Annotated in this window: 16 protein-coding genes; 9 read left to right on the top strand and 7 right to left on the bottom strand. The window is 68.7% G+C overall.

The genetic code is table 11. The features are described 5' to 3' along the window. Positions 1-77: 77 nt before the first annotated feature. The 7 genes from FJ887_RS14190 to FJ887_RS14160 all read right to left on the bottom strand — a co-directional run bounded on the left by FJ887_RS14190 (position 78) and on the right by FJ887_RS14160 (position 4,518). The gene (locus tag FJ887_RS14190; protein ID WP_140955479.1) at positions 78-506 is read right to left on the bottom strand and encodes a DUF350 domain-containing protein; all 429 of its coding nucleotides are present in this window, start codon (positions 504-506) and stop codon (positions 78-80) included. A gap of 154 nt (positions 507-660) precedes the next feature. After that, positions 661-1,215 (bottom strand): hypothetical protein, encoded by a 555-nt coding sequence (locus FJ887_RS14185; RefSeq protein ID WP_219993836.1) that lies wholly within the window; start codon positions 1,213-1,215, stop codon positions 661-663. Then, complete coding sequence (locus FJ887_RS14180; RefSeq protein ID WP_140955480.1) at positions 1,215-1,835, bottom strand: DUF2617 family protein; 621 nt, start codon at positions 1,833-1,835, stop codon at positions 1,215-1,217. Before FJ887_RS14180 ends, FJ887_RS14185 begins: the two co-directional genes overlap by 1 nt. Then, entirely contained in the window at positions 1,835-2,458 is a 624-nt protein-coding gene (locus FJ887_RS14175; protein ID WP_250786254.1) for a DUF4178 domain-containing protein, read from the bottom strand. Before FJ887_RS14175 ends, FJ887_RS14180 begins: the two co-directional genes overlap by 1 nt. A 43-nt stretch (positions 2,459-2,501) precedes the next feature. Continuing rightward, entirely contained in the window at positions 2,502-3,542 is a 1,041-nt protein-coding gene (locus FJ887_RS14170; RefSeq protein ID WP_140955481.1) for a GNAT family N-acetyltransferase, read from the bottom strand. An 83-nt stretch (positions 3,543-3,625) separates the two neighbouring features. Beyond that, complete coding sequence (locus tag FJ887_RS14165; protein WP_140955482.1) at positions 3,626-3,829, bottom strand: hypothetical protein; 204 nt, start codon at positions 3,827-3,829, stop codon at positions 3,626-3,628. Beyond that, positions 3,829-4,518 carry a DUF1707 SHOCT-like domain-containing protein gene (locus FJ887_RS14160; RefSeq protein WP_140955483.1) on the bottom strand — a complete coding sequence of 230 codons (690 nt, stop codon included), beginning with the start codon at positions 4,516-4,518 and terminating at the stop codon, positions 3,829-3,831. The genes FJ887_RS14165 and FJ887_RS14160 overlap by 1 nt, the downstream gene beginning before the upstream one ends. Before the next feature lie 140 nt (positions 4,519-4,658). Between FJ887_RS14160 and FJ887_RS14155 the strand changes: the two genes are divergently transcribed. From FJ887_RS14155 to sp36, 9 genes are all read left to right on the top strand, one after another. After that, a complete protein-coding gene (locus tag FJ887_RS14155) occupies positions 4,659-8,273 on the top strand; it encodes a DNA polymerase III subunit gamma and tau (protein ID WP_140955484.1) in 3,615 nt (1,204 codons plus the stop codon). Between the two features lie 5 nt (positions 8,274-8,278). Next, positions 8,279-8,875 (top strand): recombination mediator RecR, encoded by a 597-nt coding sequence (gene recR / locus FJ887_RS14150; RefSeq protein ID WP_137825126.1) that lies wholly within the window; start codon positions 8,279-8,281, stop codon positions 8,873-8,875. A gap of 209 nt (positions 8,876-9,084) precedes the next feature. Beyond that, positions 9,085-10,404 carry an aspartate kinase gene (locus tag FJ887_RS14145; protein ID WP_137825063.1) on the top strand — a complete coding sequence of 440 codons (1,320 nt, stop codon included), beginning with the start codon at positions 9,085-9,087 and terminating at the stop codon, positions 10,402-10,404. Beyond that, the gene (locus FJ887_RS14140) at positions 10,401-11,453 is read left to right on the top strand and encodes an aspartate-semialdehyde dehydrogenase (protein WP_140955485.1); all 1,053 of its coding nucleotides are present in this window, start codon (positions 10,401-10,403) and stop codon (positions 11,451-11,453) included. Before FJ887_RS14145 ends, FJ887_RS14140 begins: the two co-directional genes overlap by 4 nt. A 144-nt stretch (positions 11,454-11,597) precedes the next feature. Continuing rightward, the gene (locus FJ887_RS14135) at positions 11,598-12,665 is read left to right on the top strand and encodes a metal ABC transporter solute-binding protein, Zn/Mn family (protein ID WP_140955486.1); all 1,068 of its coding nucleotides are present in this window, start codon (positions 11,598-11,600) and stop codon (positions 12,663-12,665) included. Then, positions 12,665-13,630, top strand: a complete 966-nt coding sequence (locus FJ887_RS14130) for a metal ABC transporter ATP-binding protein (protein WP_249120905.1) — start codon at positions 12,665-12,667, stop codon at positions 13,628-13,630. The genes FJ887_RS14135 and FJ887_RS14130 overlap by 1 nt, the downstream gene beginning before the upstream one ends. Then, positions 13,627-14,541: a metal ABC transporter permease gene (locus tag FJ887_RS14125; RefSeq protein ID WP_140955487.1), complete on the top strand. Its 915-nt coding sequence runs from the start codon at positions 13,627-13,629 to the stop codon at positions 14,539-14,541. The genes FJ887_RS14130 and FJ887_RS14125 overlap by 4 nt, the downstream gene beginning before the upstream one ends. Positions 14,542-14,551: 10 nt before the next feature. Next, positions 14,552-15,454: a metallophosphoesterase gene (locus tag FJ887_RS14120; protein ID WP_140955488.1), complete on the top strand. Its 903-nt coding sequence runs from the start codon at positions 14,552-14,554 to the stop codon at positions 15,452-15,454. A gap of 55 nt (positions 15,455-15,509) precedes the next feature. Next, the gene (sp36, locus tag FJ887_RS14115) at positions 15,510-18,170 is read left to right on the top strand and encodes a Sp36 family protein (protein WP_250786253.1); all 2,661 of its coding nucleotides are present in this window, start codon (positions 15,510-15,512) and stop codon (positions 18,168-18,170) included. Positions 18,171-18,186: the final 16 nt, after the last annotated feature.

Raw genomic sequence — 18,186 nt, 5'->3', positions numbered from 1 at the left:
CGGTCGCATCCTGCGGGCAGCGCCCGAGCCGGGCCGGGCAGCGCCCATGCCGGGCCGGGCAGTCGGCGAGCCCGAGGTCACAGGAGTGCGGCGGCCATGATGCCGGCGATGCCGATGTGCGCCGAGGCGTTGACCCACACCTCGGGGTGGAGAGTGGTCGCGTTGACGATGTCCCCGCGCTTGCCCGGGGTGAGCGCGTCGATGAGGAGGAAGCTCGCGGCCATGAGGATGATGCCGATGATGCCGAAGAGCAGGGTCGTCACGATGCCGGCGCCGAGGTCGTCGGCGCTCGCGCGGATCGCGGCGATGACGATGATCGCGACACCGAGGAGGTCGGAGGCGACGAGGACGGCGGCGTTCGGCGACTTCTGCTCCCAGAGCACGACGTGGAGCTTGCCCGGGGTGAGGAGGTCGACGACGAAGTAGCCGATGAACATGAGGAGGATTCCGCTCGCGGCATACGCGAGGACGACCCCGGTCTCGTAGAGGAGCATGTCGAGGATCATGGCTGCCTTTCCTGGTGCTGTCGTCGCTGGTTCGGTCGCTGTCTGGTCGTCTGGCCGAGGTGGTTCGACCGGCCGGGGCGGCTCCTCGGCGTCGTGCTGGTCCTCGGCGTCGTGCTGCTCCTCGGTGTCGTGCTGGTCCTCGGTGTCGGGCCGCTCATTTGCCCGACCCCGGTCCGCCGCCGCGGAAGTTCGAGCCGTCCCCGTAGTTCGACCCGGTTCCGCCCGAGCCGCCGCCGAAGAAGAACGGGAAGAAGAAGAATCCTCCGCCGCCGGAGCGGGAGGCGTCGCATCCGACGTAGTCGTAGTTGTCGCCGTTCTTCACGTAGTCGCCCTGGCCGGGGTTCTCCACGTACTGGTTGTCGACGAGGTCGTAGTCCCCGCAGTTCGCGCCGCCCGAACTGCTCCCGCAGCTCTGGAACATCATCGCGACGAGGAGGAGGACGACGACGAGTCCGATGACGGCGCCGCAGCCGAAGCGGCGCGGCTTCTTCCCCGAGCCGCCACCCGAGCTTCCGCCGCCGGGGCCGCTGCCGCCGGGGCCATTGCCGAACGGCCCGTTGCCGCCGCGTCCGTTGCCGCCCGGCCCTCCGCCGCCCCGTCCGCCGGGGCCGTTGTCGAAGGGCCCGCCTCCGAACCGGTTGCCGCGGTTGTGCTCGGCGTCGAAGTCGAAGGAACCGCCGCCTGTGGAGATGTTCGGATTGTTCGACATCACCGCCCACCCCTCGCCGAGGCGGTCGCCGGCTCCGGTGCGCCCGTGAGCGCGGTCGTCGTGTGGACGATCTCCGCGTGCTGCGGGTAGACGTGCCACGTCTCCCACGCGAGGTGTCCGGGGCCGGCGGTCGTGAGCGCGAGTGCGGTGAGCGCATCGCGGTCACCGGGGAACCGGGCGATGACGTGACGGTCGTGGGCCCGGACACGGTCGAGCGCCTCGGCGACGGATGTGCGGAACTCCGCCGGATGCGCGGTGCGGGTGCACCGGAACTCATGGCGCGTCAATCCGGCCCACGCACCACGGGTCCGCACCGGGACGTCCCACGTCGGCGAGGCCGTCGCGGTGCTCGGCGCCTGAGCCGGCGCCTGGGCCGGCGGGCACGCGAAGGTTTCGATGAGGAGGTCACGGGCCGCGGTGGCGAGGATGACCTGATGCGAGGAGCCGATGACGTGGAGCTCGAGCCGCAGCCCCGCACCGGTGACGCCGACCGGCTGAAGGTCGACGATCTCACTGGCCAGCGGCGCGATCCGCGGACGGTCCAGGGAGAACCGGAGGTCGTCGGCGCTCGTGTCGGCGAAGGGGACGTCGACGGTGGCGTGCGGGGCGGTCAGGCTCATCAGCTGCTCGAGTAGATCGTGAACGAGCCGACGGGGACGGGTTCGCCGGTGCTGACCTCCCAGCGGCCGTGGTCGAAGCGCTCGAACGCCAGCAGCTTCCCGTCGGGGGATTCGTAGTCGACGTAGTCGAGGCCGCCCTTCTCGTTGAGCCCCGTCGTGCCCTCCGAGCGGTAGGAGGCGGTGCCGTGTTCGACGAGGCTGTAGTCGGTGCCGTCGATCGTGATCGACTTCGACGTCGGTTCGATGTCGAGGTCGGGACGGTCGCGCCAGCGCGAGACCTGGAGGTCGGGGTCGTGCTCGACGGTCAGCCACAGGCGGGTCGCGGAGTCGTCGGACTGGAAGAAGTGCTCGGCCCAGTCGTAGCCGCCCTCGGAGATCCGCAGGGTGCCGCGCACGAAGTACTTCTCGTTGCCGAACTCGAGGAGGTCGCCGGCCTTGATCTGGGCGGGGTCGCCGCCGGTGTTCTGGTCGGCGGCGAAGGGGTCGCGCGGGGCGCTCGGGGCAGAGTTCCGCGCCTCCCGCTCCCTCTGCGCCTTCTTCGCCCGCGACCGCACGATGACGATCGTGACGATGACGACGATGATGAAGACGACGATCATGATGATGACGTTGGAGGAGGACACGGTAGCCTGCTTCGCTTCGATAGCCGGTGCGGTCAGGGTCAGTCTAATCGACAACCGGGCTTTCGAGAGCGGTCATCGTGTCGGCGACGACGAAGCCGAGCTCTTTGTTGAGCGCGAGCATCGCCTCGTTGTCCGTGGCCGTGTACGTCTGCAGCCAGCGGACGGCGGCGGCCTCCGGGAGGTCGTGGAGCTGGCGCAGGTTCGCGATCTTCAGCGCCCGCCCGATGCCGCGGCCGCGGTACGCGCGGTCGACGAGGGTGTCCTCCTGGACGGCGATCTCCGGGGCGTGTCGGGAGACCATGATCTCCGTGTACCCGACCGCGAGGGGCTGTTCACCGGTCATCTCCGCCATCGAGCTGACGAGGACCCAGCCCTGTTCGTCCATCCGCTCCTCGTGGCTACGGATCGCCGCGACGTCGGCGTGGTGGTCGGTGCGGGTGAGAGCGCCGAGGGGGACGTCCTCGTCCATCTGCTTGCGCAGGGTCGCCCACGCCTCGACGAGCTCCTCGGGGCACATGCCGATCCACGAGACGATCGACCAGTCGGGATCGGGGTGGACCTCGGTGGGATCGGCGGGGCCGACGTCGGGGGTCGGAGTCGTGCGGGTCTTGTAGCGGTTGGCGTCGGCGTCGAGATAGGCGGGCAGGTCGAGGAGGAGACGCTGCTCGGCATTGCCGACGTGCATGCCGCGGGATTCGGCGAAGGCGATGCCGGCAGGCGAATAGGTCTCGGTCTGGACGATCGTCGCCGCGGAGTCGCGGAGGATCTCATCGACCGCCTCGGCGATCGTCGTGCCGTGACCCTGCCGCCGATGGGCGGGGAGGACGGTGAGTTCGACGAGGGCGGGGGAGTCGGAGACGAGGGTGATCTCCGCCCCGCCGATCATTTCGTCGCCGAGGCGGGCGAGCAGGGCGATGTCCGTCCTGTCCGTGCGCGGCTGGGAGAACTGCAGGAGCATCGACTCCTCGCTCTGCCACCACACGGCTCTTCGGTCGTCCGTGTAGCCCTCGCGCATGATCGTCCGCCACTGCCTGAGATCGTCGGCGTCGTCGGCGTCGAGGCGGGTCACGATGAGCTCAGCCATGCAATGAGTGCATCATGTGACGCGTGCCATTGCAAGGGTTTTCCCCGGTCAGATGGGGTGTTCGGGCAAATGCCCTTGCCGTGTCAGTGGTCCTTCGGGCCTGGGTGCTGGGGGCCCTTCGATCCTGCACCGGGACGCTGCTCGCCGTCGTGGCCGTCCTTGGGCAGGCGAGAGCCGATGTGCATGCCCGGCTTCGTCATCACCCGGTGGACGAGGAAGAAGCCCACGCTGAAGACGATGACGATGGCGATCGTGAGGAAGATGATGGCGCCGAGTCCCGGAGGCATCACTTGGCCAATCGCCGGCGGTCGAAGAAGTTCGCGTACCGGGCGCGGAAGCTGCCCATCCCGATCGACCCGCCGACGACGACGGTCGGGGCGCGTCCGGTGGGCACCGCGTCGACGAGGGTCTTGACCGACCCCCACGACTTCGAGAGATCTTCGACGTTGACGGCCCAGTCCTCGGGGACGACGACGATGAGCGAGCCCATCCCGGCGACGACCTCGATGTCGATCGTCGCCAGCGTCGTGTCGGCCTCGAGGAAGTTGAGCTCGATGTTCGACATCGACGGTTCGGCCCGGATGTAGGGCGGGACCTGCCAGCGGCCTCGGCGGTGCTCGGACTCCCACGTCGCCTTGACGACGAGCGGATCGGACGGGTCCCAGCCGCGGGTCTGCTGATGGGGCGGGAGCCGGCGGGCCGGTGCGGAGGGCGGGGTTCGGCGGGCCACCTCGGTGCGGGGACGGTAGCGCTCCGAGGGCAGCTGGGTCGTGAGATCGGAGAGGACCTCATCGAGGTCGATGGGGAACTTCGCGCGCTGGACGAGCTCCATCCTCTCGTCGAGCTCCTCGACGGTGATCCGGCCGTCCCCGGCGGCTTCGCGCAGCATCTCGATCGCCTCGTCGCGCTCCTTGTGCCCGATCCGGAAGGTGCGAGCGGGATCGGAGTCCTCGGGCGGGGAGACGGCGTCGGTCATACGCACTATCGTGCCCGACATGGGGTCAGGGTCACAACGGGGACCGGGTCACAACGGGGACCGGGGCGGGGGACCGGCTGGCGGACTGGTTGGCGACGATGGCCGTGTCCTGTGTCAGGGGGTGGCATTAGGCTTGTCCTGTGTCCACCGCACTGTACAGACGTTACCGCCCAGAGACCTTCGACGAGGTCATCGGTCAGGAGCATGTGACCGAGCCGCTCAAGGCCGCGATCGAACGCGGTCGCATCAATCATGCCTACCTGTTCTCGGGGCCGCGTGGCTGCGGAAAGACCACCTCGGCGCGGATCCTCGCGCGCTGTCTCAACTGCGAGAAGGGGCCGACCCCGACTCCGTGCGGTGAGTGCCCGAGCTGCCGCGACCTCGCCAACGGCGGACCCGGGTCGCTCGATGTCGTCGAGATCGACGCGGCCAGCCACAACGGCGTCGATGATGCCCGTGACCTGCGCGAACGCGCGATCTATGCGCCGGCCCGCGACCGGTACAAAGTGTTCATCCTCGATGAGGCGCACATGGTGACCTCGCAGGGCTTCAACGCTCTGCTCAAGATCGTCGAGGAGCCGCCGCCGCACATCAAGTTCATCTTCGCGACGACCGAACCCGAGAAGGTCATCGGGACGATCCGCTCCCGCACTCACCACTACCCGTTCCGGCTCGTGCCGCCCGAGGCGCTGGGGAACTACCTCGAAGAGCTCTGTGCGCGGGAGAACGTCCAGGTGGACAAGGGCGTGCTGCCGCTCGTCGTGCGTGCCGGCGGCGGGTCGGTGCGGGACACGCTGTCCGTGCTCGACCAGCTCATCGCGGGATCGGGACCCAACGGCGTCGACTATGCGACGGCGGTGGCGCTGCTCGGCTACACGCCGGACTCCCTGCTCAGCGACATCGTCGACGCGTTCTCCGCCGGGGACGGCGCAGGCGTCTACCGGGCGATCGAGCGCGTCATCGAATCGGGGCAGGATCCGCGGCGGTTCGTCGAGGACCTGCTCGAGCGGATGCGCGATCTCATCGTCATCCACGCCGCTCCCGAGGCCGCGCATGCGTTCCTGCCCGAGGTGCCGCCGGACCGTCTTGAGCGCCTCACCCTGCAGGCCCGTGGGTTCGGTCAGGCCGAGCTCTCCCGTGCCGCGGACATCCTCAATCAGGGTCTGACGGAGATGTCAGGGGCGACCTCGCCGCGGCTCCAGCTCGAGCTCATCTGCGCCCGCATCCTCCTGCCCGCCACCACCCGCAGCCGCGACGCCGTGCTCAGCCGCGTCGAGCGGATGGAGCGCCGGATCGGCATGTCCGCCTCCGGATCGGGTGGGACGGTGCCGCAGGCTGCGGTGCAGACTGTTCCGCAGACCCCCGCCGAGACGGTCGGTCCGGCTGCTGGGGCTGCTGGTCAGGATGGTGCGCCGGTTGGTGACGGTCGGTCGGGTGCTCCGGTCGGTGGCGGCCAGGGTGGTGCCGGTGGTCAGAGTGGTGCGCCGGCAGGTGCCGGTGGGCCGGCGCAGGGCGCTGGGCCTTTCGCGGATTCCGCCCCTGACGATTTCGACGAGCTCACCGCGATCGCGGCCGCTGCCGAATCCATGCTCAACGACGTGCCGGCGGTGGACTCCGCTCCGCACGCGGGTTCCGGTCCCGCACCGGGGTCGACTCCTGCTGGGAACTCGGCTCCTGCTGGCAACTCTGCTCCTGAACGCTCCGCGTCCGAGAGCCCTGCTCCGAGAGCAGAGGGGGCTCGCGGCTCGAGCGATGCCCCGGCGGGCAACAGGACGGATGCGGACCATCGCGGATCACCTCGTCCCGGGTCGAACGCGCCGTCTGAACACGGGCCGTCCGAGTTTGGACCTGCCGAGCATGGGCCGACCGGGCGCGGGTCTGCAGACGCGCGGCCTACTGACGCGCGGCCCGTCGACTCACGGCCTGCCGGGACGCGACCGACTGACCCGCGAGCTGCCGACCTCAGACAGGGACAACCGCTGCAGTCGGCCGAACAGCCCCAGCCGTCGGCCGGACAGCCACCGCAGGACGTGCCGATGCACGCACACCCGGGATCGCAGGGCCTTGGCGACGGTCAGCGCTCTGGTTCGCCGGAGCCTGCTCGACAGGGCGACGGTGGCGAGCAGCGTTCCACGACCCAGCCGTCCGATTCCCGGCCCGCGTCGCCGTCTGCCGATCGTCCGTCGCGATCTGAAGCCCAGCGCCCCGACCCGGCCGCTGACGAGAGTTCAGCGACTTCGGCACCGGCGACGTCCGGCGGCGGTGCTGGCGGCATCGGCGGAGAGATCGAAGCGATCCGACGCGCGTGGCCGAGCATCCTCGCCGCAGTGGAGAAGCGCAGCCGCCTGACGCGCGCGATCATCGCCGCGAATGCGATCCCGCAGTCGTTCGCCGACGGCGTCGTCTACCTCGGCTTCAACAACGCCGGTTCGGTGCAGGGCTTCCAGCAGCGCGATCACGCGGCGAAGCTCGCCATGGCGATCAACGATGTCCTCGGCATCGAGGCTCGCATCGACATCGGCGATGTCGGACGCATCGGCGGCAACCAGGGCGGGAGCTCAGGCGGACACGACTCGTCCGGACCGGGCCAGAACCCGACCGGCGGCAACCGCGGGCCGAGTGCTGACTTCCGGCGGCCGAGCCCGCAGGAGGTCGCCGCTGTCGTCGGCACCCGCGAGGTCGACAAGCCCCAGGTCGACCACGAGAAGTTCTGGGAGACCGGCGACTCGCCGCAGGGCCCCTGGTCCTCCGACGACGAGGAGGGTGAATCACCGGCTCAACCGGGTGCGTCGGAGAACTCTGCCGAGGCAGAGGACGGCGCCGATTCGACCCCCGCGGCATCCGTCGCTGACGGACCGGCCGGAAGCGTCGACTCTGCTTCCGCTCTGGCTGATTCCGCTCAGTCTGACCCCGACACCGGCGCTGCTCCCGTCGACACCGGCATCGCTTCGGTCGACTCCGACATCGTCGTTCCTGACCTGTCCGATGAGGACTTCTTCGGTCCGCCCGCGACGGGTGCCGGCCTCGGCGCCCCGGACGGCAGCGATTCAACTGGCGGAGACGCAGCGTCGCCAGCGGCCGAGACGAACCCTGCGGCGGACTCGCGAGCCGACGAGAACAGCACTGCGGGTTGGACTGACACCGGTGGAGGGGCCGGTGCTTCGACGTCTGCCGCCGATGAGCCGACCGACGAACCGATGGAGTACGTCCAACCGCGCTGGGAAGAACCCGTCTGGCACGATGCGCCGCAGCAGTCGAGCCCTGCGCCCGCGGACGTCGACTCGACGAGTGCCGGCAGCGGTGCCGTCGACGTCGGGGCTGTCGTCGTGCCTCCTCCCGAGGACGACGACCTCGACTACCTCGGCGCGTATGCCGATCCCGATGTCGACTTCAGCGGGCAGGGAAGTGCGGGCCAGCCGGCACCGAATTCGACTCCGGCGCCTGCCTCGACGGGAGGCGCCGGTGCGGCGAAGCCCTTCAAATCCCGCTTCGCCGCGATCGCCGAACGCCACGGCATGGACACCGGCGGTTCGGTCGCACAGAACCCGCGCGGCGGTGTCGGCGCGCCCGCCAGCCAGGCGCCAGGCGGCTTCGCCCCGCAGCGCGCCGACGCCCCGGAACCCCCTTCCTCCGGGTCGATGGAGGACGAGTATGATCCGGAAACGGACCTCGACATCTCCGACGCCCCACAGGTCGGGGTCTCGGTGATCGCCAAGGTCCTCGGCGGAGAGATCATCGATGAGAGAGACGTATGAGCGCAGTGTATGAAGGTGCCCTCCAGGACCTGGTCGAGGAATTCGGCAAGCTCCCGGGCATCGGGCCCAAGTCGGCCCAGAGGCTGGCGTTCCACATCCTCCAAGCCGACTCCGGAGATGTGAACGCGCTCGCCCAGGCGCTGAGCGCGGTGAAGAAGCGTGTGCGCTTCTGTGAGATCTGCGGCAACGTCTCCGAGGAGGCCGAGTGCACGGTCTGCCAGGATCCGCGACGCGATCGCACGATGATCTGTGTTGTCGAAGAGCCCAAGGACGTCGTCGCCATCGAGCGCACGCGCGAGTACCGGGGCCTCTACCACGTCCTCGGCGGAGCGATCGATCCGATGGCGGGCATCGGGCCCGACAACCTGCGGATCAAGGAGCTCATGCCCCGCCTCCAGGACAGTGAGGTCGACGAGGTCGTCATCGCCACCGACCCGAACCTCGAGGGCGAAGCGACGGCGACCTACCTCGTGCGTCTGCTCGGCACCCTCGGTGTCACCGTCACCCGCCTGGCTTCCGGCCTTCCTGTCGGCGGCGACCTCGAGTACGCCGACGAGGTCACCCTCGGCCGGGCGTTCTCCGGCCGCCGCGAGATCGACTGAGCAGATTCCGCCGCGGAAACCGTCACCCCGACAGGTGAGATGACTGTCTGCATGACGGGCACCCCCACGAGCGGCAGGAGCCACCTCCTACAATGGTGGGGACGCCGGTTCGCCGACGCCGCCTGCACGTACGAGCATCATCGCGGGCATCGGCACCGCGAGAGCATCGACCGGCGCAGTCCGCACACGCGAACAGGAAGAGACTTTCAGTGAGCATTGTCGTCCAGAAGTTTGGCGGGTCCTCCGTTGCCGACGCCGAGTCGGTCAAACGGGTGGCCCAACGCATCGTCGAATACCGGCAAGCCGGCCACGAGGTGGTCGTGGTGGTGTCGGCGATGGGGGACAGCACGGACGACCTCATCGACCTCGCCCAGCAGGTCTCCCCGCTGCCGCCGGCCCGCGAACTCGACATGCTGCTCACCGCCGGTGAGCGGATCTCCATGGCCGTGCTCGCGATGGCGATCGCCAACCTCGGCTTCGAGGCCCAGTCCTTCACCGGTTCGCAGGCCGGCGTCATCACCGACGAGCAGTTCGGCAAGGCGCGGATCATCGACGTCACGCCCGGCCGCATCCGCTCCGCCCTCGACGACGGCAACATCGCCATCGTCGCGGGCTTCCAGGGAGTGAGCCAGACGGCGAAGAACATCACGACGCTCGGCCGCGGCGGCTCGGACACGACCGCAGTCGCACTCGCGGCCGCGCTCGGCGCCGATGTCTGCGAGATCTACACCGACGTCGACGGCGTCTTCACCGCCGACCCGCGCATCGTCTCGACAGCGCGCAAGATCGACGAGATCGGGTTCGAGGAGATGATGGAGATGGCCGCCTCGGGGGCCAAGGTCCTCATGCTCCGCTGCGTCGAATACGCTCGCCGCTACGACGTGCCCGTCCACGTCCGCTCGTCGTTCTCCCGCAAACAGGGCACCTGGGTCACCGACTCGCCCGTCCCCGAAGCATTTCTGCCGGCACGCAGTGCGAAGGCAGCGGAATCAGAAACGGAGTCCACCATGGAACAGGCAATCATCTCCGGTGTCGCCCACGATCGCTCGGAGGCCAAGGTCACGATCGTCGGCGTACCCGACATCCCGGGCAAGGCGGCGGAGATCTTCAAGACGATCGCCGGCCAGGAGATCGACATCGACATGATCGTCCAGAACATCTCCACCCGGGAGCCCGGCAAGACCGACATCTCCTTCACCCTGCCGAAGACGGACGGGTCGAAGGCGATCGAGGCCCTCGACGCCGCCAAGGCGAAGATCGGCTTCGACCAGGTCCGCTACGACGACCAGATCGGCAAGCTCTCCGTCGTCGGCGCCGGCATGCGCTCCCACCCGGGTGTGACCGCGACGCTCTTCGAAGCGCTCAGCGACGCCCAGGTCAACATCGACATGATCTCCACCTCGGAGATCCGCATCAGCGTCGTCACCAGGGCCGACCTGCTCGACGACGCCGTCCGCGCCGCACACGCGGCGTACGGACTCGACAGTGACGAAGACGAAGCAGTGGTCTACGGAGGGACAGGACGATGAGCGTTTCAATCGGAGTGGTCGGAGCGACCGGCCAGGTGGGCGGGGTCATGCTCGACCTCCTCGCCGATGATCCCGGGTTCGAGATCGACACCCTGCGCCTCTTCGCCTCGGCGCGCTCGGCCGGCAAGGTCGTCGAATTCCAGGGCCGTGAGATCGTCGTCGAGGACGCCGCCGAGGCGGACCCGACGGGTCTCGACATCGCCCTGTTCTCCGCCGGCGGAGCGACCTCCCGGGCGCAGGCCGAGCGCTTCGCTGCGGCCGGCGTCATCGTCGTCGACAACTCCTCTGCGTGGCGCTCGGACCCCGAGGTCCCCCTCGTCGTCAGCGAGGTCAACCCCGGCGCCCTCGATTCCGTGCCCAAGGGGATCATCGCGAACCCCAACTGCACGACGATGGCCGCGATGCCCGTGCTCAAGGCCCTCGACGCCGAGGCGGGGCTCAAGCGCCTCATCGTCGCGACCTACCAGGCGGTGTCCGGCTCAGGTCTCAGCGGTGTCGAGGAGCTCGCCGGTCAGCTCGAAGCCGGCGTCGCCGATGCCCGCAAGCTCACCCGCGACGGCAGCGCCGTCGACCTTCCCGAGCCGAACAACTACGTCGAGCCCATCGCCTTCAACGTCCTGCCGCTGGCGGGCAGCATCGTCGACGACGGTGAGCTCGAGACCGACGAGGAGAAGAAGCTGCGCAACGAGAGCCGGAAGATCCTCGACCTTCCCGACCTCCTCGTCGCCGGCACGTGCGTGCGCGTTCCCGTGTTCACCGGGCACAGCCTGAGCATCCACGCGGAATTCGACGGGGACATCACCCCCGAACGCGCCACGGAGATCCTCGGCAGCGCGCCGGGTGTCGTCCTCGACGAGGTGCCCACCCCGCTCAAGGCGGCCGGGAACGACCCGAGCTACGTCGGGCGCATCCGCGCCGACCAGTCGGCTCCCGCGGGCAAGGGGCTCGTGCTCTTCGTCTCCAACGACAACCTGCGCAAGGGTGCGGCGCTCAACACCGTGCAGATCGCGGCGCTCCTCGCCGAGAAGCTCGCGACCCAGGCGGCCTGAGCGCAGAGCGCCCGACGGGCGCAGGCGGCAACCTGAGCTGACGCATAAACAGGTTGCTATATATAAATATTTATATTAGTGGCGGGCCCTTCGGCTGAGTAGTGTGAGCGACAGCAACGCTCACCTGCAACCGAAAGGCCCGCCATGCGCTTGTCCCGTCTTCCCCTCCGCAGCGGGGCGATCCTGCTCTCCTGCGGCCTGCTGCTCGCCGGGTGCGGAGGCGGTTCGGCCACCGGATCGAGCGAACTCTCGATCGTCACCTCGACGAACGTCTACGCCGACATCGTCTCCCAGGTCGCCGGCGATGCGGCGAGCGTGACCGCGATCATCGACGACCCCAACCAGGATCCCCACTCGTATGAGGCGACGACCAGGGACCGGCTCAAGCTCTCCAAGGCCGACCTCGTCGTCATCAACGGCGGCGGGTACGACAGCTTCATGACGACCATGCTCGAGGCCTCCGACGCGACACCGGAGATCATCGACGTCGTCGCGATCTCCGGACTGCCCGGCTCCGAGGACGTCAGCAGCGCGCCCCATTCCCACGGTGACGGCGAGGATGAGTCTGCGGGCGGCGAGCACACCGGGCACACCGAAGCCGACGGTCATGATGCCGACGGCGACAGCCACGAGGGCCACGACCACGGCGAGGCCGGCCATGAGGGTCACGACCACGGCGAGTTCAACGAACACCTCTGGTACTCGGTGCCGACGATGGTCAGGCTCGTCGACGACGTCGCCGTCCACCTCGGCGAGGCCCTGCCGGACCGCAAGGACGACATCGCCGCGAACGCCGAGGCCTACAAGGAGCAGCTCGGCGGACTCGAGACGACGATCGACGCGATCAGGACCGACCACGGGGGCGAGAAGGTCGCGACGACCGAACCCGTCCCGCTGTGGCTCTTCGACGACATGGGGCTTGACAACATCACGAGTCCGGAGTTCCTCGCCGCCGTCGAGGAGGGCAATGATGTGCCGCCGCTCGTGCTCAAGGATGCCGAGGAGCAGATCTCCTCCCGGGAGGCGGTCCTCCTCGGATACAACACGCAGGCGGCGGGGCCGCAGGCCGAACAGCTCAAGGCCACAGCCGAATCCTCGGACGTCCCCGTCGTCGACCTCGCCGAGACGATGCCCGCAGGCGTTCAGTACACCGATTGGATCGGGGAGAGCATCGACGCGATCTCCCAGGCACTCGAAGGACACGATCACTGATGAACGCTGAGACGAACACGGCCGCCCTGCCGCAGAGCATCGCCACCGCACCGGGCGCGCCGCCTTCCGGCGGGGACGGTGCGGAGGTCAGACAGGCCCCGGTCATCGAACTCCACGATGCCGAGCTGCGCTTCGGCGACCGGGTGCTCTGGCACGACCTCAACCTCGAGGTCGCGCCGGGGGAGTTCCTCGCCGTCCTCGGCCCCAATGGGACGGGGAAGACGACGCTGCTCAAGGTCCTCCTCGGCGAACATCAGCTCCACCACGGCAGCGCGGAGATCGACGGCCGGCCGATCCACGCGGGCAACCCGGCGATCGGCTACATCCCGCAGCAGCGGGGAATCGACCCGCACACCCCGATGCGCGGGCGCGACATCGTGCGGATGGGCATCGACGGCTACCGCTGGGGGCCGGGATGGCCGTCGCGGAAGCGGCGCAAGCACGTCGACGAACTCCTCGCCTCCGTCGGCGCGACCGCCTACGCCGACGCCCCGGCGGGCACGCTGTCCGGGGGAGAGCTGCAGCGGCTGCGCGTCGCGCAGGCCCTGGCGAGCAACCCCTCGGTGCTCCTGTGCGACGAACCCCTGCTCTCCCTCGACATGCACCATCAGCAGGTCGTCGCCGGTCTCATCAACGAACAGCGTGAGACGCGCAACGCCGCCGTCCTCTTCGTCACCCACGAGATCAACCCGATCCTGCCGTACGTCGACCGCGTCCTCTACATCGTCGGCGGGCATTTCCTCATCGGCACCCCCGCCGAGGTGATGACCACCGAATCGCTCACCCGGCTCTACGGCTCACCCGTCGAAGTCGTCCGCGTCGGCGGGCGCCTCATCGTCGTCGGCGGCGAGGACGAGTGCATCGACCACCACGTCCACCCCGGCCACCACGCCGGCGGCGAGACCGCGGACACGGGTGCTTCGGCACATACGGGTGCCGGCGCGAGCCGAGGAGCGCACCGATGACCGTCACCGAGATCTTCGGCAGCCTGTTCTCCTTCGAGGACTACGGCGAACTCGTCGCCCTGCTCGCCAACTCGCTCATCGCCGCCGGCCTCCTCGGCGTCGTCGGCGGCCTCATCAGCGTCTTCGTCATGGCCCGTGACATCCCCTTCGCCGTCCACGGGATCTCCGAGCTCTCCTTCGCCGGCGCTGCGTTCGCCCTCCTCGTCGGCTTCGACGTCGTCACCGGGTCGATCGTCGGTTCGATCCTCGCGGCCCTCATCATCGGCGTCGGCGGGGCCAGAGCCTCGGAGAAGAACGCGATCATCGGCGTGCTCATGCCCTTCGGGCTCGGCCTGGCGATCCTCTTCCTCGCCCTCTACGACGGCCGCTCGGCGAGCAAGTTCGGGCTGCTCACCGGGCAGATCGTCGCGATCACCCCGGGCCAGATCACCACGCTCGTCGTCTGTGCGCTCATCGTCCTCGCCGTCCTCGCGTTCGTCTGGCGCCCGCTCCTCTTCGCCAGCCTCGACCCCGAGGTCGCGCGGGCGAAGGGGGTGCCCGTCTCCGTGCTCACGATCGTCTTCATGCTCACCCTCGGCCTCGCCGTGGCCCTGAGCGTCCAGATCGTCGGGGTCCTCCTCGTCCTCGCCCTCCTCATCACTCCGGCCGCCGCGGCCACCCAGGTCTCGGCGTCGCCGGTGTGGGTGCCGGTGCTCAGCGTCATCTTCGCGGTCACCGCCTCGGTGGGCGGCATCCTCATCGCCCTCGGCTCACCCGTGGTCCCGATCAGCCCGTTCGTCACGACGATCTCCTTCCTCATCTACCTCGTCTGCCGGGTCATCGGCCACCGACGCTTCACCGCGCTGCACCGTCGCCGGGTCGCTCGGGCGGGACGAGCTCGGACGTCGGCTGAGCCTGCGGCGACCGCCTAGACTGGGGCGAATGAAGAAACGCGCACTTGTCGCCGGTGCCCTCGCCGTCCCCGCGGCCGCCGGCATCTGGGGAGCGGGCATCGAACCCCACCTCTTCACCGTCCGCCGCCACACCCTGCCGCTGCTGCCGGCCGGTGCCGAGCCGATCCGCATCCTCCACGTCGCCGACCTCCACCTCACCTCGTGGCAGAGGCATCGGGCCGCGTGGGTGGCGGGTCTGACGAGGCTCGAGCCCGACCTCGTCGTCAACACCGGAGACAACCTCTCCGCCGACATCGTGCCGACCGTCCTCGACGTCTTCGACGGCCTGCTCGATGTCCCCGGCGTCTTCGTCCTCGGATCCAACGACTTCTTCTCCCCGCAGGCGAAGAATCCCGCGAAGTACCTGCGCTCGCCCTCGGAGGTCAAGCACCGCACCGAACCCGACCTCGACGTCAGGTCCCTGGTCCGCGGGTTCGAGGACCGCGGGTGGGTGTTCCTCGACAACGCCGAGGCGGTGCTGGAGATCCGGGGGACCCGCATCGGCTTCGCGGGGCTCGGCGATGCCCATATCGATCGTGACCGGATCCGCCTCGACGCCGCCGGCGAGCTGGTCTTCCCGCACTTCGATCCTGCGGCGGAGCTGACGATCGGCGTCACGCACGCCCCCTACTCCCGCACCCTGGAGGCGTTCGCCTCGGCGGGAGCCGACCTCATCATGGCCGGACACACTCACGGCGGTCAGATCCGGGTGCCGTTCTGGGGCGCGCCGGTGACGAACTGCGACCTCGATCGGACACGGGCACGCGGAGTGTTCCCATATCGTGATGCAATCGTCGAGATCTCCGCCGGCCTCGGGTTCTCACCGTTCTCACCGGTGCGTTTCGCCTCACCACCGGAAGTCGCACTGCTCACCCTGGTGCCCCGCCCCTAGGGTTTTCACCGTTCTTTGAGTGAGCGCTCATCTGCGGTTGGTTAAACTTGGTTTCATGGTGTCTCCTGAGTCAAATGCTGAACCGACCAAGATGGCGGCCTTCCTCCAGTTCGTCGCGGTGAGCGCGGTGGCTGGAATCGTGGCCGCCGGTCTTGCCATCCCCGGAGTCGGTGTCGCCACCGCCAGCGCGAATAGCGCGGTCGACATCTTCAACGCCCTTCCCGCGACCCTCGAGGAACGCGACCTCGGCGAGAAGTCGACGATGCTCGCCGCCGACGGCTCGAAGATCGCCGACTTCTACTGGCAGAACCGCGTCGAGGTTCCCCTCGAGGAGATCTCGCAGCCGATGCAGGACGCGACGATCTCCGTCGAGGACTACCGGTTCTTCGACCACGGCGGCATCGACCTCGAGGGCATCGCCCGCGCGGCCGTGCACAACATGGTCTCCTCGACGACGCAGGGCGGATCGACGCTGACTCAGCAGTACGTGAAGAACGTGCTGGCGGAGAACGCCAACGCGGAGTCGAACCAGGCAGGCATCGACGCCGCGAAGGAGTCGGAGGGCACCGCCGGCTACGCGCGCAAGCTCCGTGAGGCCAAACTCGCCGTGGCGGTCGAGAACAAGTACAGCAAGCAGGAGATCCTCAACCGCTACCTCAACATCAACAACTACTCGGGCTCGCCGAACGTCTACGGCGTTCAGGCGGCCGCGTATCGGTACTGGGGCATCGACGCCAAGGACCTCAACATCCAGCAGTCGGCGATGCTCGCCGGCATCGTCCAGAACCCTGCGGCGTTCAACCCGCAGCGATTCCCCGACGCCGTGCTCGAACGTCGCAACGTCGTGCTCGGACAGATGCTCAAGTACGGCCACATCACGCAGGCGGAGTATGACGAGGCGGTCAAGACGGGCCTCGACCTCAACCTCAAGGAGACGCCGAACGGCTGTTCCGCCGCTGAGAACAACGCGGAGTTCTTCTGCGACTACGTCTCCAACGTCATCAAGAACGACGAATCCTTCGGTGAGACCGTCGAAGACCGGCTCGCGCTCCTCCAGCGCGGCGGTCTGACGATCACGACTAGCCTCAACCCCGACATCCAGAAGATCGCGGACAAAGAGGTCAAGAAGCGCGTTCCCGTCGGCGACCCCTCGGGTGCCGGCCACGCGCTGGTGACGATCGAACCCGGCACCGGCGAGGTCATCGCCATGGCCGAGAACCGTGAGTACACGGTCGGGGAGGTCAGCGAAGAGGACAAGAACACCAAGACGAGCATCAACTACACAGTCGACAAGAAGCACAACGGCGGTGGTGGGTTCCAAGTCGGATCGACATGGAAGCCGTTCGTGCTCGCGACATGGCTCAAGGAGGGCAAGAGCCTCAACGCGACGGTGAATGCGACGAAGCGCAACTTCCCGGCGAGCTCGTGGAAGTACAGCGGCTGCCCCGCGATGGGCGGCGACTGGGATCCGAACAACGCCGGTGACGGCGGCGGCAACGGCTCGATGTCCGTGCTCGAGGCGACCAAGAAGTCGGTCAACACCGGTTACGCCGCGATCGGCAACCAGCTCAACATGTGCGAGATCATGAACACCGCGACGGATCTCGGCATCCGCTACGGCAGCGGCGCACCGCTGGACCAGGCTGACGACGCCGGCTTCATCCAGGCGCTCTCGCCCTCGTCGATCCTCGGAACGACGGAGACGACCCCGATCGCCATGGCGGCCGCGTTCGCGACGTTCGCCAACGACGGAGAGTTCTGCGGCCCGAAGCCGATCCTCGAGATCACCGACCGCAACGGCAAGAACATGGACGTCCCCGGTGAGGGTTGCAAGCAGGTGCTCGACAAGGACGTCGCCCGCGGCGTCGCGTACGCGCTGTCGCAGACGTTCAACGGCGGCACGACGAGCAGCCTCGGCATCGGCGTTCCGGCCGGCGCGAAGACCGGTACGACGAACTTCGAGGTCGGCCACACCTGGCTGCTCGGCTTCACGAAGACCCTGTCGACGGCCGTGTGGACCGGTGACCCCAGCGGTACCCGCGACTGGCGCAAGAACAGCAAGGGCAAGGTCCGCGGCCAGATCTACGGTGCGACGATCTCCGGTAAGACCTGGCAGTCGTACATGAGCAAGGCCGTGAAGTACACGAAGGGCAACACCGGGTTCCCCAAGCCCAGCTCGAAGTACTTCCAGGGCGGCGGCAGCGGCGGTGGATCCGGCAGCGGCGGCAGCTCGAACGGCGGCGGTGGAGGCACCGGCAGCGGAGGCGGAGGCGGCGGCACCGGTGGCGGTGGCGGTGGCGGCGGCTCCCAGAGCGGTGGCGGTGGCGGAGGCGGCACCGGCGGCGGAGGCGGCGGCGGTGGAGACACCGGCGGCGGAGGCGACGGCGGCGGGGACGAAGCTCCCGGCCTCTCTCGCCCCGCTTCGCATGTGTCGGCGATGCCCCACGCCCAGCGCATCTCCGCTAGTGTGGGGAGCGGCGTCGTCGCGGGTCCTCCGGGCACCGACGACGCCCGATCCCGCCCGGGCGACCCGGGCGACGACAACCAGGCAAGGAGAGCCATGACCAAGTGGGAATACGCCACCGTTCCGCTAATCGTCCACGCGACGAAGCAGATCCTCGACCAGTGGGGTGAGGACGGCTACGAACTCGTGCAGGTCGTGCCCGGACCGGACAACAACGGACTCGTCGCCTACCTCAAGCGCCCCAAGGCCTGACCCACCGCACCTCGTC

It is taken from the genome of Brevibacterium sp. XM4083, from assembly GCF_006489205.2.
GTDB lineage: Bacteria > Actinomycetota > Actinomycetes > Actinomycetales > Brevibacteriaceae > Brevibacterium.
Note: the sequence above shows the minus strand (reverse complement) of the source record. Positions and strands in the feature narration are given on the sequence as shown.